At 71.2% G+C, this 24039-nt stretch carries 22 protein-coding genes and 2 tRNA genes; 12 read left to right on the forward strand and 12 right to left on the reverse strand.

All coding sequences use genetic code 11. The features are described 5' to 3' along the window. Window positions 1-3 precede the first annotated feature (3 nt). Entirely contained in the window at window positions 4-966 is a 963-nt protein-coding gene (locus CMS_RS16585; RefSeq protein ID WP_012296866.1) for an IS481-like element IS1121 family transposase, read from the forward strand. A 67-nt stretch (window positions 967-1033) separates the two neighbouring features. Next, window positions 1034-1106: transfer RNA gene (locus CMS_RS07830), tRNA-Asn, on the forward strand. Between the two features lie 105 nt (window positions 1107-1211). Here the strand turns inward: CMS_RS07830 and def are convergent. Further along, window positions 1212-1778, reverse strand: a complete 567-nt coding sequence (def, locus tag CMS_RS07835; RefSeq protein WP_012298945.1) for a peptide deformylase — start codon at window positions 1776-1778, stop codon at window positions 1212-1214. 39 nt (window positions 1779-1817) lie between these two features. Here def and CMS_RS07840 point away from each other — a divergent pair, with 39 nt between their 5' ends. The 4 genes from CMS_RS07840 (at window position 1818) to CMS_RS07855 (ending at window position 6686) form a co-directional block, all read left to right on the forward strand. Next, a complete protein-coding gene (locus CMS_RS07840) occupies window positions 1818-2729 on the forward strand; it encodes a DMT family transporter (RefSeq protein WP_012298946.1) in 912 nt (303 codons plus the stop codon). 168 nt (window positions 2730-2897) lie between these two features. Next, window positions 2898-4157: a glycosyltransferase gene (locus CMS_RS07845; RefSeq protein WP_012298947.1), complete on the forward strand. Its 1260-nt coding sequence runs from the start codon at window positions 2898-2900 to the stop codon at window positions 4155-4157. Between the two features lie 12 nt (window positions 4158-4169). Then, window positions 4170-4243 (forward strand) — tRNA-Ile (locus CMS_RS07850). A 250-nt stretch (window positions 4244-4493) separates the two neighbouring features. After that, a complete protein-coding gene (locus CMS_RS07855) occupies window positions 4494-6686 on the forward strand; it encodes an acyltransferase family protein (RefSeq protein ID WP_041464523.1) in 2193 nt (730 codons plus the stop codon). A 105-nt stretch (window positions 6687-6791) separates the two neighbouring features. On the opposite strand, the gene CMS_RS07860 is transcribed toward CMS_RS07855, so the two are convergent. Then, window positions 6792-7796 carry a GDP-L-fucose synthase family protein gene (locus CMS_RS07860; RefSeq protein WP_012298949.1) on the reverse strand — a complete coding sequence of 335 codons (1005 nt, stop codon included), beginning with the start codon at window positions 7794-7796 and terminating at the stop codon, window positions 6792-6794. After that, window positions 7793-8845: a GDP-mannose 4,6-dehydratase gene (gene gmd / locus CMS_RS07865; RefSeq protein WP_012298950.1), complete on the reverse strand. Its 1053-nt coding sequence runs from the start codon at window positions 8843-8845 to the stop codon at window positions 7793-7795. The genes CMS_RS07860 and gmd overlap by 4 nt, the downstream gene beginning before the upstream one ends. Before the next feature lie 170 nt (window positions 8846-9015). Here gmd and CMS_RS07870 point away from each other — a divergent pair, with 170 nt between their 5' ends. The 4 genes from CMS_RS07870 to CMS_RS07885 are packed head-to-tail and all read left to right on the forward strand — an operon-like array spanning window position 9016 to window position 13518. Then, window positions 9016-10302, forward strand: a complete 1287-nt coding sequence (locus CMS_RS07870; RefSeq protein ID WP_012298951.1) for a glycosyltransferase family 4 protein — start codon at window positions 9016-9018, stop codon at window positions 10300-10302. After that, entirely contained in the window at window positions 10299-10880 is a 582-nt protein-coding gene (locus CMS_RS07875) for an LbetaH domain-containing protein (protein ID WP_012298952.1), read from the forward strand. Before CMS_RS07870 ends, CMS_RS07875 begins: the two co-directional genes overlap by 4 nt. Beyond that, the gene (locus tag CMS_RS07880) at window positions 10877-12001 is read left to right on the forward strand and encodes a glycosyltransferase (RefSeq protein WP_012298953.1); all 1125 of its coding nucleotides are present in this window, start codon (window positions 10877-10879) and stop codon (window positions 11999-12001) included. The genes CMS_RS07875 and CMS_RS07880 overlap by 4 nt, the downstream gene beginning before the upstream one ends. Then, window positions 11998-13518 (forward strand): O-antigen polymerase, encoded by a 1521-nt coding sequence (locus CMS_RS07885; protein WP_012298954.1) that lies wholly within the window; start codon window positions 11998-12000, stop codon window positions 13516-13518. The genes CMS_RS07880 and CMS_RS07885 overlap by 4 nt, the downstream gene beginning before the upstream one ends. 494 nt (window positions 13519-14012) lie before the next feature. Here the strand turns inward: CMS_RS07885 and CMS_RS07890 are convergent, their stop codons facing one another. The 7 genes from CMS_RS07890 to CMS_RS07920 all read right to left on the reverse strand — a co-directional run bounded on the left by CMS_RS07890 (window position 14013) and on the right by CMS_RS07920 (window position 20143). Continuing rightward, a complete protein-coding gene (locus CMS_RS07890) occupies window positions 14013-14408 on the reverse strand; it encodes a hypothetical protein (protein WP_012298955.1) in 396 nt (131 codons plus the stop codon). Beyond that, the gene (locus CMS_RS07895) at window positions 14405-15316 is read right to left on the reverse strand and encodes a polysaccharide pyruvyl transferase family protein (protein ID WP_041464525.1); all 912 of its coding nucleotides are present in this window, start codon (window positions 15314-15316) and stop codon (window positions 14405-14407) included. The genes CMS_RS07890 and CMS_RS07895 overlap by 4 nt, the downstream gene beginning before the upstream one ends. Before the next feature lie 50 nt (window positions 15317-15366). Next, window positions 15367-16461 (reverse strand): glycosyltransferase family 4 protein, encoded by a 1095-nt coding sequence (locus tag CMS_RS07900; protein WP_133064080.1) that lies wholly within the window; start codon window positions 16459-16461, stop codon window positions 15367-15369. 68 nt (window positions 16462-16529) lie between these two features. Then, window positions 16530-17828: an oligosaccharide flippase family protein gene (locus CMS_RS07905; protein WP_041464526.1), complete on the reverse strand. Its 1299-nt coding sequence runs from the start codon at window positions 17826-17828 to the stop codon at window positions 16530-16532. After that, on the reverse strand, window positions 17825-19390 hold the full coding sequence (locus tag CMS_RS07910) for a sugar transferase (RefSeq protein ID WP_041464527.1): 1566 nt from the start codon (window positions 19388-19390) through the stop codon (window positions 17825-17827). The genes CMS_RS07905 and CMS_RS07910 overlap by 4 nt, the downstream gene beginning before the upstream one ends. Window positions 19391-19535: 145 nt before the next feature. Beyond that, the gene (locus tag CMS_RS07915; RefSeq protein WP_012298960.1) at window positions 19536-19823 is read right to left on the reverse strand and encodes a hypothetical protein; all 288 of its coding nucleotides are present in this window, start codon (window positions 19821-19823) and stop codon (window positions 19536-19538) included. Window positions 19824-19939: 116 nt separating this feature from the next. Further along, window positions 19940-20143 carry a cold-shock protein gene (locus tag CMS_RS07920; protein WP_012038298.1) on the reverse strand — a complete coding sequence of 68 codons (204 nt, stop codon included), beginning with the start codon at window positions 20141-20143 and terminating at the stop codon, window positions 19940-19942. Between the two features lie 258 nt (window positions 20144-20401). On the opposite strand from CMS_RS07920, the gene CMS_RS07925 reads away from it, so the two are divergent. Next, entirely contained in the window at window positions 20402-22072 is a 1671-nt protein-coding gene (locus CMS_RS07925) for a bifunctional 3'-5' exonuclease/DNA polymerase (RefSeq protein WP_041464528.1), read from the forward strand. 68 nt (window positions 22073-22140) lie between these two features. Here CMS_RS07925 and CMS_RS17105 read toward each other — a convergent pair whose 3' ends face one another. Next, window positions 22141-22326 (reverse strand): hypothetical protein, encoded by a 186-nt coding sequence (locus tag CMS_RS17105; RefSeq protein ID WP_041464529.1) that lies wholly within the window; start codon window positions 22324-22326, stop codon window positions 22141-22143. 96 nt (window positions 22327-22422) lie between these two features. Between CMS_RS17105 and CMS_RS07935 the strand changes: the two genes are divergently transcribed. After that, the gene (locus tag CMS_RS07935; protein WP_012298963.1) at window positions 22423-23286 is read left to right on the forward strand and encodes a DUF1684 domain-containing protein; all 864 of its coding nucleotides are present in this window, start codon (window positions 22423-22425) and stop codon (window positions 23284-23286) included. Between the two features lies 1 nt (window position 23287). Here CMS_RS07935 and CMS_RS07940 read toward each other — a convergent pair whose 3' ends face one another. Further along, complete coding sequence (locus tag CMS_RS07940) at window positions 23288-23890, reverse strand: PadR family transcriptional regulator (RefSeq protein ID WP_012298964.1); 603 nt, start codon at window positions 23888-23890, stop codon at window positions 23288-23290. Window positions 23891-24039 lie beyond the last annotated feature (149 nt).

Genomic DNA, 24039 nt, shown 5'->3' on the forward strand with positions numbered 1-24039 from the left:
TCGATGTCCCACGGTAATGCTCGTCTGACGGTTCACGGGAGGGTTCTCCTCGTGCGGCGGGTGGTGGAGGATCGTCGGCCGGTCGCGCACGTCGCGCGGGAGCTGGGGGTGTCGCGGCAGTGCGCGCATCGATGGGTGAACCGGTTCCGTGCCGAGGGGCTGCGAGGGCTGACGGATCGGTCATCGCGGCCCCGGTCAGTACCGAGGCGAACGAGCCCGGAGCGGGAACGGGCCGTGCTGGAAGCGCGGGCCCAGTTGCGGGCGGGTCCTGCGCGGCTGGCGCCGGTGACAGGTGTTCCATCCCGTACGATCTCCCGCATCCTGCGCCGGCACGGGGCGCCGCCGTTGGCATGGTTGGACCCCGTCACCGGGGCCGTGATCCGGGCATCCCGGTCAACGGCGCACCGGTATGAGCACGAGCATCCGGGTGATCTGATCCACGTGGACGTGAAGAAGCTCGGGAGGATCCCGGACGGAGGCGGCTGGCGGGTCCACGGGCGCAGCGAGCAGGTCCGCGGCCGCGGGATCGGGTTCGATTACGTCCATGCCGCGGTCGATGACCACACCCGTCTCGCCTACGCGGAGATCCATCCCGATGAGAAAGGCGCGACCGCGGCCGGGTTCCTGACCCGCGCAGCGGCGTACTTCGCCGGGCGCGGGATCACCCGGATCGAGCGGGTCATCACGGACAACGCGTTCGCCTACCGGCACTCGACCGCGTTCAAGAACGCCGTCCAGGACCTGGGCGCGCGGCAGAAGTTCATCCGCCCGCACTGCCCCTGGCAGAACGGCAAGGTCGAGCGCTTCAACCGGACCCTCGCGACCGAGTGGGCCTACCGGCAACCCTTCACCAGCAACCAACACCGCGCCGACGCGCTTGACCCCTTCATCGAGCACTACAACACTGAACGAATCCACTCAAGCCACGGGCTCACGCCCGCGGCCCGAGTGTCACCAACGTCATGACCCAGTACAGCTAGGTGAGCGGAGGCGCCCGGATTCTTTGCTACGCTTTCCAGGTTGCTCCACGTGATCCTCGATAGCTCAATTGGCAGAGCAGCCGGCTGTTAACCGGCAGGTTGTTGGTTCGAGTCCAACTCGGGGAGCGAAGGCCTCGCGGCTCCACCCGCGGGGCCTTTTACTTTGCCCGGCGCGCGGTGCGCGCGTCCCAGCCGGCGCAGTCTCCCGTGCGCGGCCCGGTGCCCCCGCCCTCAGTCCTCGAGGTGGTCGCGCCCCGGCAGCCAGGAGTTCCCGGGCACGCCCCAGCCGCTCTTGCGGATCACCTTCGCCACCGGCTTCCGGTGCTCGTGCGCGAGCCGGTCGGTGTAGAGCAGCCCGTCGAGGTGGTCGTACTCGTGCTGCAGGATCCGCGCGAACCAGCCGGCGGCCTCGATCTCGTACGGGCGGCCGTCGAGGTCGACCGCGCGGAGGATCGCCCGGTCGGCGCGCACCAGCGGGAAGCGCTCGCCCGGGAAGGACAGGCAGCCCTCCTCCTCGGTGTCCTCGTCGGCCTCGCGCACGGCGACGGGCGTGATGAAGAGGTCGGGGTTCACGGCGACGCCCCGCAGCGGCTCGCCGTCGTCGGTCTCGTAGGAGTACACGAACACGCGGAGCGGCACACCCACCTGCGGAGCCGCGAGGCCCACCCCGGGCGCCTCGTCCATGGTCTCGTACATGTCGGCCACGAGGCTGCGCAGGTCGTCGTCGAACGCCTGCACATCGCGGGCCGGGGCGTGCAGGACGGGGTCTCCGGTGATCCGGATGGGGAGGACGGCCATGCTGCCGATGATAGGCGGGCCGCCGGGTAGGGTCGGGGCGTGCCCTTCGACGCCAGCCCCGTTCTCCAGGCCGCTTCGTTGACCCCGTACCAGGCGCTCGGCATCCCCATCGCGCTCGTGGGCGCCGTGTTCCTGTCCCTGGGCGCGCAGCTGCAGTCGCAGGGCGTCGCGAAGATGGAGGCGCGCGGGAAGAAGAGCACGTCGGGCCTCAGCCTCCGCCAGCTCGGCGCGCTGCTCGGCCGCCCGTCGTGGGTCGCCGGCACCGTGATGCTCGGCCTCGCCATCGTGTTCCAGCTCGCGAGCCTGCGCCTCGCGCCGCTCATCGTCGTCCAGCCGCTCGGCGCGGTGGCGCTCGTGGTGACGGCGATCCTCAACTCCCGCGCCACGGGCAAGCGGCTCGACCTCAAGGCCAAGCGGGCGGTCGCCCTCTGCATCGGCGGCGTGGGCCTCTTCGTGGTCTTCGCGGCCGTCTTCGCCAAGGAGACGCCCATCCGCACGCCCGAGCTCATCACCATCCTGGTGATCCTCGCGATCGTGCTCGCGCTGCTGGGCGGCCTCTTCCTCTACTTCCGCCGGCACGTGCGCGCGATCTTCTACATCATCAGCGCGGGCGTGCTCTACGGCTTCGTGGCGACGCTCGCCAAGGTCGTCATCAACCGCCTGACGACGGGCGACTTCGATGTGCTGACCGCGGTCTGCATCGTGGCCCTCGTCGCCGCGACGCTGCTCGGCGCGTACTTCGTGCAGACGGCCTACTCGTCCGGCCCGCCCGACCTCGTCATCGCGGGCCTCACGGTGGTCGACCCGCTCGTGGCCGTCTGCATCGGCGTGACCGTCCTCGGCGAGGCCGCGGACGCGCCGCTGTACGCCGGCGTGGCCTTCCTCGTCGCGGGCGCGGTCGCCGTCACCGGGGTGTTCCAGCTCGCAAAGCACCACCCGCACGCCTCCTGACCCGGCCGACGACCGAGCAGCCGGCCGCCCGGCGGCGGCTGCCGTGACCCCGGTGCGCCGTCGGCCCGCCGCCGGGCCCGTGCGATACGTTGCTCTGCGACACCCGGCCCGCGCCGCACGGATCCACGTGACGCGCGCCGGACGCCGACACCACTGGAGAGACACTTCTTGCCGAACACCTCAGGGCAGACCCCGCGCGAGCCGATGACCTCCGGTCGCCCCCTGCGCATCCTCATCGGCGCGGACACCTTCCCGCCGGACGTAAATGGGGCCGCGCGCTTCGCCGAGCGGCTCGCGGGCGGCCTCGTCCGACGCGGCCACGAGGTGCACATCGTGGCCCCGGCGGCCAGCCGCAAGCACGGCACGTGGACCGAGATCCACGACGGCCAGGAGATGACGGCGCACCGCCTCCGCAGCTACCGCTGGTACCCGCACGACTGGCTGCGCTTCGCCCAGCCCTGGTCGGTCAACCGCGACTCCGCCCGCATCCTCGACGCGGTCCAGCCCGACGTGGTGCACTTCCAGTCGCACATCCTCACGGGCCGCGGCCTCAGCATCGAGGCCGAGAAGCGCGGCATCCGCATCATCGGCACCAACCACTTCATGCCGGAGAACATGCTCCAGCACACGCTGCTGCCGGTCGCGTGGCAGGACAAGGCCATCTCCATGGCGTGGAAGGCCGCGCGTCGGACGTTCGGCCGGGCCGAGGCCGTGACTACGCCCACGCGTCGCGCCGCGCAGTTCCTGGAGAAGTACACGGGCCTCCAGGGCGTCATCGCCATCTCCTGCGGCATCGACGCCGGCAACTACACGCCCGACTTCTCGCCGCGCACCCGGAACCGCATCGTGTTCGTCGGCCGGGTGACGGGGGAGAAGCACATCGACGTGCTGCTGCGCGCCTTCGCGATCCTGCCTGCATCGCTCGATGCCGAGCTCGAGATCGTCGGCGGCGGAGACCAGAAGACGGCGCTCGAGAAGCTCGCCGTCGATCTCCGCATCGCCGACCGCACGACCTTCGCGGGATACGTCACGGACGAGGAGCTGCGCCGCGCCTACACGCGCGCGACCGTGCTCGCGATGCCGAGCATCGCCGAGCTGCAGTCCATAGTGACGATGGAGGCGATGGCCTCCGCGCTGCCCGTCGTCGCCGCCGACGCCATGGCCCTCCCGCACCTCGTGCACGACGGCGAGAACGGCTACCTCTTCCGCCCCGGCGACGTCGACGACCTCGCGACGAAGCTGCAGCGGGTGCTCGAGCTGCCCGAGGAGGAGCTCCAGCGCATGAAGCGCGAGAGCCTCGCGGTGGTCGCCACGCACGACATCGAGCGCACGATCTCGACGTTCGAGAGCCTGTATCGTGGCGAGTCCGTAGACGCGCCGGTCACGGACGAGGCACGCGGACACGCGGACGGCTCCGGCTCCGTCTAGTCCGCTCGCCGCGGGGCGGTAGCTCAGCTGGTCAGAGCAGCGGACTCATAATCCGTCGGTCATGGGTTCAAGTCCCATCCGCCCTACTCCCGCATGGTCCCGCGTCCCGCGACGGCGTCGCGGGACCACGGCACCGAGCGCACCCCTCGGACTGGGGTCCGCCGTCGCCATAGCACGACGCCGTGCGGACCGCCACGGCGATGTCCCCTCGATTACCATGGGTATCGAAATCACCCCGGTCGCGGGGGCCCCGAGGGCGACCGACGACCGCCACCGGCCACCCGCCGACGAGGCGCCAGTGCGCGCGTCGGGCCCGCCGCCACCCGCGAGGACCTGATGACGAGCACGCGACCCACACGCACGAGCCGATCCACGACCGTCGCGCCGGAGGGATCCAGCACGAAGTCGTTCCGCGGCGACATCCAGGGCCTCCGCGCCCTCGCCGTCATCTCGGTCATCCTCGACCACCTGCTCGCCTGGCCGTCCGGCGGCTTCCTCGGCGTCGACGTTTTCTTCGTGATCTCGGGCTTCATCATCACGTCGCTCCTGCTGCGCCAGCACGACAAGCTCGGCCGCATCTCGTTCGCCGACTTCTACCGCAAGCGCGTCAAGCGCATCCTGCCGGCCTCGACGGCCGTCCTCCTCGTCACGGTGCTCGCGAGCTGGATGGTCTTCCTCTCCGGCCGCGCCTCGGCGATCGCGTGGGACAGCGTCGCCGCGTTCTTCTTCGTCGCCAACTGGCGCTTCGCCGCGACGGACACCGACTACTGGGCCGCGGACAGCGCCGTCTCGCCCGTCCAGCACTACTGGTCGCTCGGCGTGGAGGAGCAGTTCTACGTCGTCTGGCCGATCCTCCTCACGCTCGGCCTCGCGCTTTCGCTGCGCTTCCGGGGGCCGGGCCGATACCGCGGGATCCTCACCGCCATCCTCCTGATCGTCACCATCGGATCGTTCGCCTGGGCCATGGCCGACACCGCGGGCAACGCCGCCATCGCCTACTTCTCCACGCTCTCCCGCGCCTGGGAGCTAGGGATCGGGGCGCTCCTCGCCGTCGCCACGCCGCTGCTGCGCCGCATCCCGGACGCCGCGCGGCCGGTCATCGCGTGGGCCGGCCTCGCCGTCATCGCCTACGGGCTCTTCGCGCTGAGCAGCGCGTCGCCCATCCCCGCGCCCGGATCCGCGATCCCCGTCGTCGGCGCCGCGCTCGTGATCGCGGGCGGCACGGGCGGCGCGCAGCGCTTCCTCTGGCCGCTGACGAACCCGGTGTCGCGCTACCTCGGCGACATCTCGTACTCGCTCTACCTCTGGCACTTCCCCGTCATCGTGATCCTCGCGGCCGTCGCCGACACCGCGGACCTCGGCTACCCGGTGATCGTGCTCGTGCTCACCCTGGGCCTCTCGGTGCTCTCGTACCACGGCCTCGAGGACCCGATCCGCCGCTCGCACTGGCTGGAGCCGGGTGCCGCCGCACGCCGGAAGAAGCGGCGCGCGCGCCGCCGCCCGGGGTTGGGCGCGTCGACGGGCACGAAGGTCGCGGCCCTCGGCACGGCCGCGCTGCTGACGGTCACCTTCATCAGCCTCGCCGTCGTCCGGCAGCAGGAGATCCAGGAGGCGTCGCGCCTCGCGCCGGGTCCCGCCGCGTCCGGCGAGGAGGACCCGACAGACCCCGCCGTGCTCGCCGCCGGCGACCTCGGCGCGCTGCAGGGCCAGATCCGCGACGCCCTCGCCGCGACGAGCTGGCCCGCGCTCGACCCCGCGATCGACGGCCTCGAGAAGTCCGCCGTCCCCGTGGAGGACGGCCAGGGCTGCGGCCGCACCGACGTGGACAACCCCCGCTCCTGCTCCTTCGGCGACAGCCGGAAGCCCACGATCATGGTGCTCGGCGACTCGACGAGCATCACGCTGCTGCCCACCGTGCGCGCCATGTTCGAGGCGACGCACCACATCCGCGGCCTCACCTTCGCGGGCTGCGCCGTCATGGACGTCGAGTGGGACTTCCCGGACGCCTCCACCAAGAGCGGATGCCTGGACTTCCGCACGCAGGCCATCGCCGCCATCCAGGAGGAGAAGCCCGAGATCCTGTTCGTGAGCAACAGCTACGGACAGATCCTCAAGCTCGCGTCGAAGGCGACCGGCGACGACGCCGTGGCGGAGTGGTCCGAGGGCGTGCAGAGCACGGTCGGCCAGGTGCGCGACAGCGTCGGCAAGGTCGTGCTCGTCTCCTCTCCGCCCACCGGCCAGCCGCTCGAGACCTGCGCCACGAAGGTCTCGACGCCCGCCGACTGCCAGGCGTCGATCCCCGGCGCCTGGAAGGTGGGGGACCGCGCGCAGCAGGACGCGGCCACCGCGCTCGGCATCGCCTACCTCGACACCTCGTCTCTGTTCTGTTGGGAGGAGACCTGCCCGTCGTTCGTCGGCAGCACGCCGACGAAGCGCGACAGCGTGCACACCACCCCGCAGTACGCGGCCGTCATCACGCCGGCGTTCCGGCAGATGCTCGACGAGGCGCTGGCGGGCGTCCCGGCCTGATCCGCGACCGCCCGCGGGACGCATCCGCGGGACGCATCCGCGAGGCGGCGCACGACGACGGCCGCCGCGCGGATGCGCGACGGCCGTCGGTCCGAGCGGGAGCGCCTACTCCCGGAGCGTCTCGATGTGCTCCCGGTACCACGCGACCGTGGAGCGCAGGCCCTCGTCGAGGCCGATGGACGACGTCCACCCGGCGTCGGCGAGCTTCGACACGTCGAGCAGCTTCTGCGGCGTCCCGTCCGGCTTCGAGGTGTCCCACTCGGTGCGGCCCTCGTAGCCGACGACGCGCGCGATGGTCTCCGCGATCTCGCGGATCGTCACGTCGGTGCCCGTGCCCACGTTGACCTGCTCGGGCCCGTCGTAGTGCTCCAGCAGGTGGAGGCACGCGGCGGCCATGTCGTCGACGTGCAGGAACTCGCGGCGCGGCGTGCCCGTGCCCCAGTTCGTCACCGACTCCGCGCCGGACGCGCGCGCTTCGTCGTAGCGGCGGATGAGCGCCGGCAGCACGTGCGAGCCCTGCGGCGAGAAGTTGTCGCCCGGGCCGTACAGGTTCGTCGGCATGGCCGAGAGCCACGGCAGCCCGTACTGGCGCCGCACGGCCTGGATCTGCATGATGCCCGCGATCTTCGCGATCGCGTAGGCGTCGTTGGTGGGCTCGAGGTGACCCGTGAGCAGGCTGTCCTCGGTGATCGGCTGCGGCGCGAGCTTCGGGTAGATGCACGAGGAGCCGAGGAACAGCAGGCGGTCCACGCCGTGCGCGAGCGCGGCGTCGAGCACGTTGACCTGGATCCTCAGGTTGTCGCTGAGGAAGTCGACCGGGTAGGTGCTGTTGGCGAGGATCCCACCCACCTTCGCGGCCGCGAGCACCACGTGCACGGGCTCCTCGGCGGCGAAGAACGCGAACACGGCGTCGCGGTCCTTGAGGTCGAGCTCGGCCGAGGTGCGGCCGACGACGTCGGTGAAGCCCTCCGCCTCCAGCCTGCGGACGATCGCCGAGCCGACGAGGCCGCGGTGGCCGGCCACGTAGACGCGCGCCGATCGGTCGAGCGGCGCGGGCGTGAACGCGACGGCGTCGCGTTCGTCGGCGGCAGACGCGGGGGCCGCGCTCACGCCTCGACCGCGGTCGCGTCGGCCGTGCCCCAGCTCGCGAGCCGCACGGTGTCGATCCACGGACGCCCCTCGGCCTCGAGCGCGGCGATGTCCGCGTCGACCATGATCCGGGCGAGCATCGTGGTGTCGACCGTGGCCTTCCAGCCCAGCTTCTCGTGCGCCTTCGTGGCGTCGCCGACGAGCGCGTCCACCTCGGTGGGGCGGAGGTACCGCGGGTCGAACCGCACGTGGTCGGACCAGTCGAGGCCCGCGTGCGAGAACGCGGTCTCGAGGAAGTCGCGGACGGTGAAGTTGCCGCCGGTGGCGAGCACGAAGTCGTCGGGCTCGTCGGCCTGCAGCATCCGCCACATGCCCTCGACGTACTCGGCCGCGTAGCCCCAGTCGCGGATGCTGTCGAGGTTGCCGAGGTAGACGTGGTCCTGCTTGCCCGCCTTGATGGCGGCGACCGCGCGCGTGATCTTGCGCGTCACGAACGTCTCGCCGCGGCGCGGGGACTCGTGGTTGAACAGGATCCCGTTGACGGCGAACATGTCGTACGCCTCGCGGTAGTTCTTCGTGATCCAGAAGCTGTAGAGCTTCGCGGCGCCGTACGGCGAGCGCGGGTAGAACGGCGTGGTCTCGCTCTGCGGCGGGGGAGTGGCCCCGTACAGCTCGCTCGAGGAGGCCTGGTAGAAGCGGGTCTCGATGCCCGACAGGCGCACGGCCTCGAGCAGGCGGATCGTGCCGGTGCCTGTCGTGTCGGCGGTGTGCTCGGGCTCGTCGAACGAGACGCGCACGTGCGACTGGGCGGCGAGGTTGTAGACCTCGTCGGGCTGGATCTGCATCATCAGCGTCGTGAGGCGCGAGCCGTCGCTCAGGTCGCCGTAGTGGAGGAAGAGCTTCGCGCCGTCCTCGTGCGGGTCCTGGTACAGGTGGTCGATGCGCGACGTGTTGAACGTCGACGAGCGGCGGATGAGGCCGTGGACCTCGTAGCCCTTGGCGAGCAGAAGCTCCGCCAGGTACGAGCCGTCCTGCCCGGTGATGCCGGTGATGAAAGCCTTCTTGGCCATGGATCCCCCCAGATTCTCATGCGATGCGACGCGATGGCGGCGGGGCAGTCGCCCGGCGCGGCCGTCCGTCCGGTCGAATCTAACGTGACCGCGGCTCCCGGAGGCAATCGGGGTACGACGCCGCGCGGTCCGTTAACGACATCGAAACCTCGAGGCACCAGAATGGGCCCATGGGGGAATTGAGCACGACCGACGCTGCGCGCACGCAGACGGCGGACCTGGGGGGCCTCACGGTCTGCCTGGTCGGCATCAACTACTGGCCGGAGACCACGGGCATCGCGCCGTACACGACCGCGATGGCCGAGGCGCTCACCGACGCGGGGGCGTCGGTGCACGTGGTCACCGGGATACCGCACTACCCGCAGTGGAAGCTGCAGGACGAGCGGTACGCCGAGGGCAGGCGCTGGGAGGAGATGCGCGACGGCGTCCGCATCACCCGCGTCCGCCACACCATCCCGGAGACGCCGGACCTCGCGGGCCGGGCCAAGCTCGAGGCGAGCTTCCTGCGGGGCGCCCTCCGCGAGGTGCGCCGGGACACGAGCGAGGTCGTCATCGCGGTCACGCCGTCGCTCGCGGGGCTCGCCGCCGGCGCGCTCGGGCGGGGCCGCCGTCCGTTCGGCGTGCTGGTGCAGGACCTCACGGGCAACGCCGCGGGCGAGTCCGGAACAACAGGAGGCCGCGCCTCGCGCCTGATCGCGACGGGGGAGTACGCGCTCCTCCGCCGGGCCGACCGCATCGGCGTCATCACGCCCCGCTTCGGCGACCTGCTGATCCAGCAAGGCCTGCCCGACGCGGCCATCTCCGGGCTCCCGAACTTCACGCACATCAGGCCGGTGGACGTCTCCACCGCAGCGGCCCGCACCCGGCTCGGCTGGACGCGGGACGCGTTCACCGTCGTCCACACCGGCAACATGGGCATGAAGCAGGGGCTGGAGTCGGTCGTCGAGGCCGCCCGCCTCTCGGACGCGCGCGACCTCGGCATCGAGTTCGTGCTCGTGGGCGACGGCAACCAGCGGGCCGCCCTCGAGGCGCAGGGCGCGGGGATCCGCTCGCTCCGCTTCGTCCCGCCGCTCGACGGCGACGACTACCCGTACGCCCTGGCCGCGGCCGACGCGCTGCTGCTCAACGAGAAGCCCGGCGTGCGCGAGATGAGCATGCCGTCGAAGCTCACGTCGTACACGAGCAGCCGGCGCCCGATCATCGCCGCGGTGGAGGACGGCGGCATCACGGAGAGCGTCGTGCGCGAGCACGGGGCGGCCGCCATCATCCCGCCGGGCGATCCGGAGCGGCTGCTGCAGGCGGCGCAGGACCTCCGCTGCGACACCGACGCCGCCGAGGTCCTCACCACGGCTGCCCAGCGGATGTACCAGAACCGCTACTCGCCCGTCAGCGCCCACGCGAGGTACGTCCGCTTCGCGCAGTCGCTCTCCACCCTGGGGGCCGGGGTGCGCGCGTGACGGCGGCACCCGATCACTCGACCGACGTCCCGGTGATCGACCTGTCCCTCGCCCCCGGCGAGCACCAGGCGTGGGACCGCCCGAAGCGCACCGTCTACCTCTGGGCCGTGGTCGAGCTGCTCCTCGTCACGAACCCGTGGCAGATCAGCTCGTCGCTGCGCGTCCGCGCGCTCCGGGCGTTCGGCGCCGAGATCGGCGACGGCGTGGTGTTCCGGCCGCGCACGCGGGTGAAGTTCCCGTGGAAGCTGCGCATCGGCGACCGCTCCTGGATCGGCGAGGGCGTCTGGTTCCACAACCAGGACCACATCACGGTGGGCCACGACGTCGTCCTCTCGCAGGAGACGATGCTTACAACGGGCAGCCACGCGCACCGGCGCGACATGGCCCTCATCACGCGCCCCATCGTCATCGAGCCGGGCGCGTGGATCACGTCGCGCTGCCTGGTCCTCGGCGGCGCGCACGTGGGCCGCTCGGCGCTCGCCCGGCCGATGACCGTGGTCGCGGGTGACGTCCCCGCCGACGCGATCGTCTCGGGCGCGGACTGCGCCGTCGTCGGCTCGCGGTTCCGCGCATCGTGACCCGCCGACTGCGCATCGCCCACGTACTTCCCTTCGTCTCGGAGGACGGCGCGTTCGGCGGCCCGGTGGCCGTGGCCGTGGAGCAGTGCCGGGAGCTCGCGCGCCAGGGGCACGGTGTCGTGCTCGTCGTGGGGTGGGACGGCGAGGTGGACCTCGGGGTGGACGGCGTGGACGTTCGCCTCTTCCGCGCGCACGCGATCCCCGGCCTCGGGTTCAGCGGGCTGGTCTCCCCGGCGATGATCGCCGGGCTGCGCCGCCACGTACGTGAGTTCGACGTCGTCCACATCCACCTCGGCCGGCACCTGCTGGCCCTCGCCGCCGCCGAGGTCTGTCGACGCGCGGGCGTCCCCTACGTGCTGCAGACGCACGGAATGGTGACGGCCGACGCTCGCCCGAAGTCGCGGATCCTGGACGCCGTCGCGGTCCGCCGTGTGCTCGCGGGGGCTCGGGCCGTGCTGGCCCTCACGGATGCCGAGGAGGAGGCGCTCGGCGTCGTATCCCGGTCCGGCGCGCACGTCGTGCGGATCCGCAACGGCGTGGCGCCGGTGTCGGTCGAGCGGCATCGCGACCCCGACGCTGTCCCCGAGGTCTTGTTCCTCGCGCGGCTGCATCCCCGGAAGCGCGTGCTCGCGTTCGCCGAGATGGCGGCGCTCCTCCACGAACGAGGCTTGCGGGCGCGCTTCACCGTGATCGGCCCCGACGAGGGCGACCTCCCCGCGCTGACGGACTTCATCGCCGCGCGTCCTGGCCTGCCTCTGGTCCACGAGGGGAGCATCGCCCCCGGTGCCTCCAGCGAACGGCTCGCAGCGGCGGACGTCTACGTGCTCCCGAGCGTCCGCGAGGTGTTCCCGATGACGGTCCTCGAGTCCCTGGCCGTGGGGACGCCCGTCGTCCTCACCGACGACTGCGGCATATCGACGGAGCTCCGCGACGCGGGCGCGGCCCTCGTCACCGCCGGCGCACCGTCCGACCTCTCGGACGCGGTCGAGGCGATCCTCGGCGCGTCGACCCTCCGACGCTCGCTCTCCGAGGGCATGCGACGGAGCCTGGACCACGACTTCGGTATCGCGGCCGTCGTCTCGACCCTGCTGCCCGCCTATGCCGATCGGAGCACCCCATGACCGAGACGCCCTCACGTCGACCCGCCGTCGCACCTCCCCGGTCCTCCACCTCCGGGCCGATGGTGGCCGGCAGCGCGGCGTCGACGGCCAGCAGCCTCACCGCCACATTGCTGATCATCGCGTTCTGCGGCTTCGTTCCCCTCGCCGTGTTCGCCACCGTGCCGTACCCGACCGACCGTGCGGTCCCCCTCGAGGTGGCCGGGGCGCTGCTCATCCTGCTGATCAGCGGAACCCGCCTCGCGATCGTGATCGGCTCCGGTAGGCAGACGCTCTTCACCTTCGCGTTCTGGCTCTTCGCCTATGCGTTCATCGCCGTGCCCGCATTCGCGCAGATGCTCACCCGGCGTTTTCCGGGGACGACGCCGAACATCGAGGTCGAATACGACCTGACGGCGCTGGGGGTCGTCCTGGTGGGTCTCGGGGCCGCCATGTTCGGCGCGCTCATCGCGCGGAGGGTGCGTCCGCACCGGAGCGACCAGCAGATGCGCGCGGCCGCATTGCCACGATGGTCCTTATCCCGGAACCGCATCGTCATCCTTGCCGTGATCGGTTTCGCTGCCTGGGCATACTTCGTCGGACGGCTCGGCCCCGCGACGTTCTTCTCGAGCAGAGACGAGATGGCCGCAGCACGCAGCATGGCGTTCTCCGACCCGGCGACGTCCACCATCGTCGCCTCGGTCGCCACGCTTCCGCTCCTCGTCTGCGTGCACGCCATGACGCGCTTCCGTCGGGCTCAGCCTCGTGCGACGGGCACGGCCCGCGACTTCACCCTCATGCTGCCTGCTGCCCTCCTCGCGGTGCTCTTCGCCATCAACGTCGTCACATCATCGAGGTACCTGTTCGGAACGATGGCCTTCAGCCTGCTGGTCCTCTTCGGGGGCTTCGCCACCCGTCGGCGCGCGAGGCTCTCCATGGGCGCTCTCGTGTTCCTCCTCCTTGCGGCGTTCCCCCTCTTCTCGATCTTCCGACGTGCGACCGCGAGCACCACTTCCCAGCTCGGCGCCGCCGCGTTCGTCAACAGCGGGGACTATGACTCCTTCGCCCAGATCATCAACTCCGTTAACTACGTCGCCGACGAGGGGGTCCTCTGGGGCACGCAGCTGCTCGGGCCCTTCGTGTTCTGGGTGCCGCGCGCGGTGTGGCCGGACAAGCCCATCGACACCGGCGTGATGCTCGCCCAGTTCCGCGGGTACAACTTCGAGAACCTGTCCGCTCCGTTCTGGTCGGAAGCGTTCCTGAGCGGTGGGTGGGCAGGGGTTGTCGTGCTCTTCCTGCTCCTCGGCTATGTCCTCAAACGCGCCGACGCGCGGTCGGGAGCCTCGCTCGACAAGGCGGGGGTCTTCGGCATCACCACCGCGATCCTCTCCTTCTACATGCTCATCCTCCTGCGCGGCTCGCTGCTCCAGGCGACCAGCACGCTGGCGGTGATCCTCGTGAGCATCCTCGTGGTCGCCCGGCGGGACGCGATAAAACCGACAGCGGCCAGCGGGTCGGGTACCCGTCGGCCAATTTCCTGAGGTGTGCCCCTGAAGTCGATGGGCATGTGAGGCGATTTGTCCCGGGACCCGGACTAGCCAGGCGATGACGGCCCGCGGTGACGGTGGCACCATGGCCGTCTCCGATTCCCCGAGATGCCGGGATATCCGCAGCTGTCACGTGCACGGCAAAGTTGCAGGCGCCCCAGGCGGCGTCTCGCGGACGCGATGCTCTATGTCGGGTCTTAAAGGGTTCGACTCGAGATTCTTGAATGCACCTCGCCGCCGTACGCGATGCCAGCAGTGAGGCGCCGAGTATTTGGATACCGCCGGTCGACTTGGTCAACGAACGATGACCGGTGAGTCGGCCCGTCCCTGGGAACGGACGGCATCCCCTCGTCATGACGATCAGCAGCCGACGCGAGAATGCAGCACACGGTAGCCCAACTCTCCTCTGACGCACGGGGCATCGCAGATGCCATCGGGCCCTCTCGCAGGGCGACTCCGTTGACGCGCGCCCGCCCCTCGCGGGCGCGCTACGCCGTCTTAACAGGTGAGGCGAGCACGCCCACCGAGGCAAGGCGGGCGGCGAGCACGAACGTCGATCGGGGCCCTCCCCGTGACACGACGAGGTCCGACACACCCTCGTTGAGCAACGTTCGACGCCAGCGCCAGGGCTCCAGAAGGGCGCCGAGGCGGAGCCGCAGGGACCCGCGGGAATCCGTGACGCTGAACTGCCGGTGGATGATGACCGGTTGACCGCCCAGCGCAATCACGTCCTCGTACTGCTCGGAAGTCCTCACGAGGACGATGCCGAAACGCGAGACGCGCAAGCGCTCGTCTTCGTCACGGCCCCGGTCGATGTCCCACTCGGACGGGAGCGCGCGCGCGAGCACGTCACGCCGGGACGGAGCGAGATCGACGCGGCTCATGACAGCTTCCAATCGGCGGTCCAGGCGGAGATGGCCTCGGTCGGGAGCGCGATCTCCACCACCCTCCCTGGCGTCAAGGACGCCTCGATGTCGCGGAACGAGTTTCGCGAAGGAGCATGCAGCCCCACGGATCGGCTGATCTCCCGCGCGCGGTTGTCGATGGCGAGGATGAGGCTCGGAACCCCTCGCTGCATGGCTCGGATGCCCCCGTGTAACCGGAGGCCGACATACGCCGTCCCTGGCTCGTCCAGCGCGGCGTCGAAGGCCGACAGCGACGCGTCGACGAAGGACGCACCCGGGCCGACAAGCTGTTCAATGTACCGACGGTCGCCCGGTCCCTGCGGCCAGAAGAGCACCTCGAACCGCTCCGCCAGCAGGTCCACCAGGCGCTTGTCGGCGAGAGGGTCCTGGTTGTAGTCGGTCAGCGTGACGATCACGCGCTCCTGCTCCGCAGGCAGGGTCTGGGTGTCGACGTCCCACAGCGTCGGGCAGGAGAGATGGACGGCTGAGATCCCGGCCGCCTGCAGCCGACGGGCGGAGTACTCGTCGCGTACCGCCCAGGTGCGGCCGCCCGAGAGGGCGCGCATCCACCGGGCCGAGACGGGATCGATGCCCGCGAGCTGGTACTGCCACCAGCCGGCGCCGAACACGGTGAGCTTGCCCTTCGTCAGCTGGATGTCGTCACGCGGCCACTCCCAGCTGGTGCGGAAGCGCATGTGGTCCGACAGGAGGTTGGTCCCGCAGACCACCACCTCGTCGGCCTTGCGGAGCGCGTCCCGCGACGTGTCCGTGAGTGGCCCGTGCATCGGGATGACGGTGACGTCCCCGTGGCGGTCACCGAGCCGTCCGATGAACTGCCGGTTCACGGCGTCCGAGATGATCTGATCTCCGAGATTGGTCGATGCCATCCCCGGATCCACTACGACGACTGTCATTCAATTCCCCCCTATTGATGCTTCTAATTTATTGCATGCCGTCGGTATTCGTCGACCGCGCGCCTGCCGACGGCATCCCACGTCCCGACGGACGACGCCCACGAGCGGGCCCTCCGGCCCAGCTCCCAGTCGCCGTCGACGCGCTCGAGCGCCGACGCCAGCTCGCCCTCCGCTGCCACCAGGTCGACGACGCCGAGGATCCCCTCATCCCCGAGCTCGTCAGCGGCGTGGATCGAGCGCGATATGAGACTCGGGACGCCCGCCGCCAGGGCCTCGAGCAACATGATGCTGCACGACTCCCAGCGAGACGGGTGGATGTAGGCGCGACAGGTGGTCAGCAACTCGTTCTTCTCCGTCCCCCCGACGTGGCTCCGCAGCTCGACGGACCCCGTCAGCCCCTGAGCCGCGACCGACGCCGCGATGCGCGCGCGCCCGCCCCGGAAGTCCGGTCCCGCGAGGACCAGGCGGGGGCGCGGCTCGGGGAGCCGCGCCCATGCGTCCACCAGGTTGTCGAGGCCCTTGTGCAGGACGTCGAAACGCCCGATCCACAGGAAATGGTCGCCGCCGCCGCGCCACGCCTCGCCATCGGGCACGGGATCCGCGCCGTTCGGGACGGTCACGAAGCAGGAGATGCGTGGCTCGATCGCGCGGACGACGTCCTGCTCTCCGGCGTAGAACACGTGCACGGCATCGGCCATGCGCAGGACCAGCCGGTCCAGGTGCCGGCGCAGGCCGAGCACGTCCCTCTGGTTCTCCACGATCTGACGCTCGTAGACGCCGTGCGGCATCACCACAAGGCGGGCACCACAGAGCTTCGCCACCAGCGCGGCCACGACGTTGCTCAGAACCCAGCCCTCGTGGATCACCAGCAGGTCGCCGAGCCGCAGCTCGCGGAGCAGCCCCAGGGGCACGTACGACCCACGACCGCGTCCGAGGTGGGCGATCGACCGCGTGAGCGGCGACGGTTGCCGATGGCCACGGCCAGCTGGTGGCTCCGCGCAGAGGATCCGCGCGTCCCAGCCGGCGTCCGCCGCGGCGCGGGCCCAATGGTCGATCGAGTCGGTGACGCCGGAAGGGTGCTCTAGGTATCGGGCGTAGTAGTGGTGGATGCGGGTCATGCGCACGGGTCTCCTCCGGCGGTTGGTTCGGTGGGACGACGGGTGATGGGCGGGCGGGCCGCCCTGGATCAGGAGTTCGACTCGCGTCGGATGATGAACATCAGGAGCCGGAAGAACAGCACGACAGCCTGGACGGCGTAGGACGCCGCGAGCCCCAGCGCGGCCCCCACGGCACCCATCGTCAGGGCGCCCAGCGCCACGCCCAGGAGGCAGGCGATCGTGCTGACCACCGCGGTGCCGGCGACGAAGTGCTTGCGTCCGACGGCGAGCAGCAGGGTCGAGAGCAGGCTGGCCGCGGACGCGAATACGAGGCCGACACAGGTGATCTGCAGGGCCACGATGGCACCGCTGTACTCAGGGCCGAGGAACACGGGGACGGCCCAAGGGACGACGACCGCCCCACCGCCGTACAGCAGGGCGAAGCCGGCCGTGGCCGCGACGACTAGCTTGAGGAGTCCGCCGATGTTCGACGAGTCGCGCTTGGATGCGGCCGGCAGCAAGATCGTCGCGAGCGAGTTGGGCAGGATCCGCAGGGGGTTGGTGAGACGAGCGGACGCCGCGTAGAAGCCGGCCTGTGCCTGCCCCGCCACGATGCTGGTGATCGCGACGTCGAGGTTGCGCGCCTGGCTGGCCACCGAGTCAATCCAGTACGGATACGACATCCGGACCAGTGCGCGGACCGTGGCCGGGGTCCCGGGCACGAGCCGCTTCGCGACGAACACGTGCGCGAACAGCCAGGAGAGCAAGGCGCCCACAGCGAAGCCGACTGCCAGTGCGAGCACCGGCTCCATCGGTGAGAAGCGCGTGAGCAAGACGAAGATCACGAGGCTACCCAAGCGGCGCAGTACTAGGTTCGTGACATTGATCCAGGAGTCGCCGTCGGCCAACACGACCCCGAGCCAAGCGTCGGCGTTGCGCTCCGCCGCCGCCCACACCGCGAACGGGAGCAGCAGCCAGTAGTCCGGGTCCACGGTCATGGCGAGCAGGATGCCCATCACGAGGAGTAAGAGCGACATCGCGAGCGAAAGCACGTTGTTGAGCTTGAGCGCCCTGGTGACGATCCCGTCGCGGGCGTCGCGGGCGCGCTCGCGCACGATGAGACTGGGGAGGCCCAGATCGAGGAGGGTCTGCGGGATGGTGATCACGCCGTAGGCCGCCGAGAAGAAACCGAACTCGGCGGGCGAGACCTCCCGCACGAGGAGGAGCATCGTCGCGGCTTGGATCAGCGCCGCGAGGATCTTGCCGCCGGACACCCACGCGAACTGCAAGCCGATGCGGTCCCGCCGACCGCCTCCGGGGGGCGGGGCGGCTCCCTCGTCGCCGGCGATGTGCGGGCCCCTGTCCTCGATCGTCTCGCTCCCGCTCAATACGCCCCCTCACGCTGCAGCACAGCCCGCGCCGTCTTCCACAGGATGACGAGATCCCCGACGATCGACCAGTTCTCCACGTAGTAGAGGTCGAGCCGCACGCTGTCCTCCCACGACAGGTTCGACCGGCCGCTCACCTGCCAGAGCCCCGTGATGCCCGGCTTCACGAGGAATCGACGGTGCACCTTCGTCTCGTAGGCCTCCACCTCGCGGGCGAGCGGCGGGCGCGGGCCCACGAGCGACATGCTGCCGTTGAGGACGTTCACGAGCTGCATCAGCTCGTCGAGGCTGTAGCGGCGGAGGAAGCGCCCGATCGGGGTGACCCGCGGGTCGTCCTTCATCTTGAAGAGCACCGAGTTGCCCGCGTCGCGCGACTGCTTCTCGAGCTCGAGCAGACGGGCTTCCGCGTCCGTGACCATCGTGCGGAACTTCAGCATCTGGAACGGGCGACCGTTGATCCCGACCCGCTCCTGCCGGAAGAGCACGGGCCCCGGCGTGCTGAGCCGGATGGTGATGGCGATGGCGAGGAACAGGGGGGAGGCGACGACGAGGATCAGCGTGCTCGCCACGATGTCGAACGCCCGCTTCGCGAAGAGCTTGGTGCCCTCGTAGCGGGGGGTCTCCACGTGGATGAGGGGCAGGCCCGCGACCGGGCGGGTGTGGATGCGGGGACCGCCGATGTCGGTGAGGCTCGGTGCCACCACCAGGTGCTGGCGTCCGGGTTCCAGCGACCAGCTGAGCTCGCGGATCCGCTCCGGGGACAGCTCGTCGTTGCTGGCGATGACGATGGTGTCGGCGTCGACCGCGCGCATGGCGGCCTGCAGGTCGTCGAGCTTGCCGAGCACGGGGATCCCGGTGCCGGGCAGCGTGGCCGCGATGACGCCCGAGGGGATGCACGCCCCGACCACGTGGTAGCCGGCGTAGGGCTGGCGGGCGAGCTCGCGGGCAAGGAAGCCCGTGGACGCCTCGGATCCGATCAGCAGCACGCGGGACGAGTAGCGGCCCTTGGCGCGCTGCACGTTCAGCCACTGCCGCCACATCCAGCGGCTGAGCACGAGCGTCACGAGTCCGAGCGGCAGCGCGATGATGATGTAGCCGCGCGCGAAGTCGATGCGGCCGAGGAAGGCCACGATGGCCAGCAGCCCGAACAGCCGCACGGTGGCGTCGAGGATCAGCCGGTACTCCTGCGGCCCCGTGCCCAGCACGCGGTAGCCGCGGGTGCCGTACAGCCCGAGCGCGACCATCCAGCTCGCGATGATCACGAGCGAGATGAGCGAGTAGCTCACGGCGACGCCCTCGTAGTCGCCGTTGAAGGCGACGTCGGAGGTCTCGAAGCCGAACCACGCGATCTGGACGCCGAAGACGACCCAGACGAGGACGAGGAGGTCGGTGACGACGAGGCCGATCGCGTAGGTGCGGCGCCAGTCGTGCGCCCGCAGGCCGTCCGCCTCGGTGAGCGGGCCGGCGTCCGCGCGCACCCCCTTCGCGGCCCTGTCCGTCATGCTCCGTCGCGTGCCGGTCTCCCGTGCGTCCGCGTCGTGCGTGGCCTTCTGTTCGATCATCGTCCCCCCAAGCCGATGGTGCATCCCCCTGAGGCGCCGTCGGCTCTTGGGATCGAGACTACAGGCGTTGCCGGCGATGCTCGGTGGCGCGTCCGTGATCGGCCCCGCAGGGCGACCGTCGGGGGACAGGAGGGGACCAGGCGGATCAGATCCGCGTCCAGGTGCCCCCGTCGCGGCGGGTGATGCTGGCCCGGGGGATCTCGACGAGCTCGGCGGCACGACCCCGGACCGCGCCCGCGATGCGCTCGGCCGCCGCGTCGTCGTCGGCGGTGAAGCGCACCGTGAGCCGGGGTTCGCCGCGGACGACCTGGATGTCGTTCGCCTCGAGGGTGGCGATCCGGGCGGCCTCGTCGTCGGCGGCCGGGAGGACGGCGGCGGGATGGGCGCCCGGTCGGAGCGCGCCGACGGTCATGGTGATGCGATAGGAGGGCACGGTCCATGGTCTCGCACGCGGAGGCGCGCCTTAAATGGAGAACGGCCCCGACCACATGGTCGGAGCCGTTCTCGGAAGCTCAGCGTGCTGCGCTCACCAGGGGCGAGCGGGTGGCATTAGAGCGGGCGGATGTTCTCAGCCTGGGGGCCCTTGGGGCCCTGGGCGACCTCGAACTCGACCTTCTGGTTCTCGTCGAGCGACTTGTAGCCGCCCGTCGCGATCGCGGAGTAGTGAGCGAACACATCCGCGGTTCCGTTGTCGGGAGCGATGAAGCCGAAGCCCTTTTCAGCGTTGAACCACTTGACGGTGCCTGTTGCCATGACGATATTTCCTTCAAAAAGAGATGCATCGATCCCGGGACCCGGGACCGCGGGTCGCCTACCCTCGTGACCCCTCCGGCGGACCGGGCGGATCGTGAGAACCTGACGACTTGTGTCCAACCCTAGCGGGTGAAACCGCGTGAGCGGGGGATGCAGGCAGATTCTCCTGCGGTGTTTCCCTCCGTGACGCCATTAGAGGGGGGCGGCGAGGAGCGCGGGCGGCGGCCGGACGTCGGACGCGCGCGCGATGATGAGGGCATGCACATCCTGGTCGCGCGGACGCCTTCCGGCGTGCGACTCGTCGACCTCGACGCGACCGGGACCGTCACGGCCACGCGCGACGTCCCCTCCGCCGAGTGGCCGGCGGTCGCCGCCGCGCGCGAGCGCACCGACCCGGCACCGCGCTGGGTCTGGGACGACACCGCCGTCTGGGCGCGCACGCTGATCGCCGCGGGTGTCCGCGTCGCCCGCTGCCACGACCTCCGGCTCAGCCACGCGATCCTCCGGCTCTCCACGCAGACGGCCGACAGCGCTCTCGCCCGGCTGCCGGCTGGCCCGTGGGACGCGGCCGCGCCGGCCGAGCGGGAGCCCTCGGCAAGCGCCACGCTCTTCGACGACCTCGACGCGTCCGATGGTCGCTCGCCGGACGAGCTGGTGGCCGAGCTCCGCCTGCAGCTCGAGGCGATCGCGGGCAGCGCCGAGTCCGGCCGGCTGCGCCTCCTGCTCGCGGCGGAGTCGGCAGGGGCCCTCGTGGCCGCGGAGATGTCCGCCGACGGGCTGCCGTGGGACACCGCCGTCCACGACGCGCTCCTGGTCGACCTGCTCGGCGGACGGCCCGCGCACAGCGGCGCGCCTCCCGCGCTCCTGCGGCTCGCGGCGCGGATCCGGGAGATCCTCGCCGCCCCCGACCTCAACGTGGACAGCCCGCCCGACGTCCTGCGCGCGCTGCGTCGCGCCGGCGTCGACGCCTCGAGCACCCGGCAGTGGGAGCTGCAGGAGATCGACCACCCCGTCATCGCGCCGCTGCTGGAGCACAAGAAGCTGTCGCGCCTCCTCACCGCCAACGGGTGGACGTGGATGGAGACGTGGATCCGCGACGGCCGCTTCCACCCCGAGTACGTGCCCGGTGGCGTCGTCACCGGACGCTGGGCCGCCAGCGGCGGCGGGGCCCTGCAGCTGCCCCGGCAGATCCGCTCCGCCGTCCGCGCGGATCCGGGCTGGAGGCTGGTCGTCGCCGACGCGGCGCAGCTCGAGCCGCGCGTGCTCGCCGCGCTGTCGGAGGACCGCGCCATGGCCGACGCGGGTCGCGGCACCGACCTCTACCAGGGCCTCGTCGACGCGGGCGTCGTGGACACCCGCGCGCACGCCAAGGTCGCGATGCTCGGCGCGATGTACGGCGCGACCTCCGGCGAGAGCGGCCGCCTGATGCCGCGTCTCGTCCGGGCGTACCCGCGGGCCACGGGCTACGTGGAGCGCGCGGCGCGGGCCGGCGAGAGCGGGGGCGTCGTGAGCACCCGGCTCGGCCGCTCCTCGCCGCCGCCCGGCGACGCGTGGGTCGACGTGCAGCAGATCGGCCGCGCGGGCGAGGCGTCCCCGTCGGACGCCGCCCGCGCCCGCACGTCCGCCCGCGACCAGGGCCGCTTCACCCGCAACTTCGTCGTCCAGGGCAGCGCCGCCGAGTGGGCGCTGTGCTGGCTCGCCGGGCTCCGGCGCCGACTGGCCGCGCTCGAGCGGCCGGGGTCACGCCCGCACCTGGTCTTCTTCCTGCACGACGAGGTCATGGTGCACACGCCGGACGACCGCGTCGACGAGGTGCGGGCTGCGGTCGCCGACGCCGCCGCGGAGGCCGGACGCCTGCTGTTCGGCGATGCGCCGGTCGACTTCCCCGTGACGATCGCGGTCGTCGACGACTACGCGCAGGCCAAGTGAGCCGCGCCCGGACATGACGACGCCCGGCCCCTCAGGGGACCGGGCGTCGCGGTGTCATGGGGGAGGGATCAGCCGCCGGAGGCCACGTCGCCCTTGTGGTCGTCGCCCTCGCTCGTGTTGCTGCCGGAGCCGTCGGGGGTCGACTCGTCCGAGCCGCTCTCCGTCGTGACCGAGGAGGAGGCCTCGGTGTGCTCCTCGGCGTGCGTCGTCGTGCCGTCGTCGTCGGTCGCGGTGCTCTCGTGATCTGTGCTCATGGTCCGACCGTACGCTCGCCGTGCACCACGGGGAACCCCGGTCGGCGGACACGCGGCAGACTTGGCCGGGACCCCGATGGCCGCGAGGATGGGACCATGACCGATCCCGCCACCGTCGCGCCCGCTCCCGCTCCCGCTCCCACCGATCCGGCGGAGGTCCTCGCCGTCTACCGTTCGCGGCGTGAGCAGATGGTGGTCATGCCCCAGGGCAACCTGGCCCTCGTCAACACGCAGTGGATCTCCCACGACGCCGCACCGCAGCCCGTCTACGGCATACCCGGCACGTGGTCGCCCCTCGAGCCCGGCGTCTCCGGCCTCCGGGTCCAGGCGACCGCGGCGGACGGCCTCCGCGTCGACGGCGTGCTCGTCGACGGCGAGGCGATCGTGCGCGGCCGCGACGATCCGCAGCCCTCGTCCGTCGTCGCCAGCGACACCGTCTCGGCGTTCGTGATCGCGAACGAGGAGGGCACGTACGCGCTCCGCGTCTGGGACGCCGAGTCCGACGCGATCCGCGACTTCGGCGGCATCGACGCGTTCCCGTACTCCGAGGAGTGGGTCGTGAAGGCCGACTTCACGCCCATCGAGGGGGGCCGCGCGATGGGCTTCGAGCACCTCAAGGACGACGGAGCGACGAAGGACAAGGTCGTGCCCGGCGAGATCACCTTCACGAAGGACGGCGTCGACTACGAGCTGGCCGCCTTCCGCGAGGGACGCGCCCTCCTGCTGGTCTTCTCCGACGCCACGAGCGGCGAGTCGACGTACGGCGTGGGCCGGTTCCTCATGGTCGCGCCGTCGCCCGACGGCACGATCACGCTGGACTTCAACCGCGCCTACCTGCCCCCGTGCGCCTTCAGCTACAACTTCAACTGCCCGATGCCGCCCAAGCAGAACCGCTTCGCCGTCCCCATCGAGGCGGGGGAGAAGAACGTGCTCGCTCAGGGCGGCGGCCTGCTGCACTAGGTCAGTCGGCGGATCCACCGGGAGGCCGGGCGGGACGGCCGCGACGGGGCGCCGTGCCGAGACCAACGGGCCGTGCGCCCGTCGCCCGTGCCTCGCCGATCCGGCGCTCCGCCGCGTCGAGGAACGCGAGGCGGGCACGCACCTGAGCCTCCTGCGCATCCACGGCGAGGAGCCGCGCGATCACGACGTCGTCGCCGACCGCCTCCAGCTCGGACCGCGCACGCGCGAGTTCGGCCGCCGCGGCGCGCGAGCTCTCCCGGTGGATGCGCACGACCTCGGCTGCGTCGGCCCCGGGCAGCGACAGCGCGAGGGCGACCTTGACCAGCAGCTCGTCGCGCGGCCCGACGGTGCCGACGCTCGCCGCGAGCCAGGCCTCGACCTCCGCGGTACCCGCCCGGGTGATCGTGTACGGCACGTGCCCTGCGTCGTCGGTGGCGCCCTTGACAACGAGCCCGTCGCGCTCGAGCCGGTCGAGCGTGTTGTAGATCTGGCCGACGTTGAGCGGGGCAGCGGTGCCCGTGCGTCGCGAGAACTCCGTCCGCAGCTGGTAGCCGTAGCAGGTGCCCTCCGTGAGCACGGCGAGGAGCGCGTGCCGTACCGACATGCCCGCCTCGCCTCCCGGCCCGGCGGGCCGACACCTGGAGCATAGGCATTCCCGGCATGCATCCCGGTCGGACCCGCCGTGGCCTCGGAAGCCGACGTCGCGACCTGCTGCGGCGCGTCGCGACCCGCATGTTGCCCGCGCACAGGATC

The organism is Clavibacter sepedonicus, assembly GCF_000069225.1.
GTDB lineage: Bacteria > Actinomycetota > Actinomycetes > Actinomycetales > Microbacteriaceae > Clavibacter > Clavibacter sepedonicus.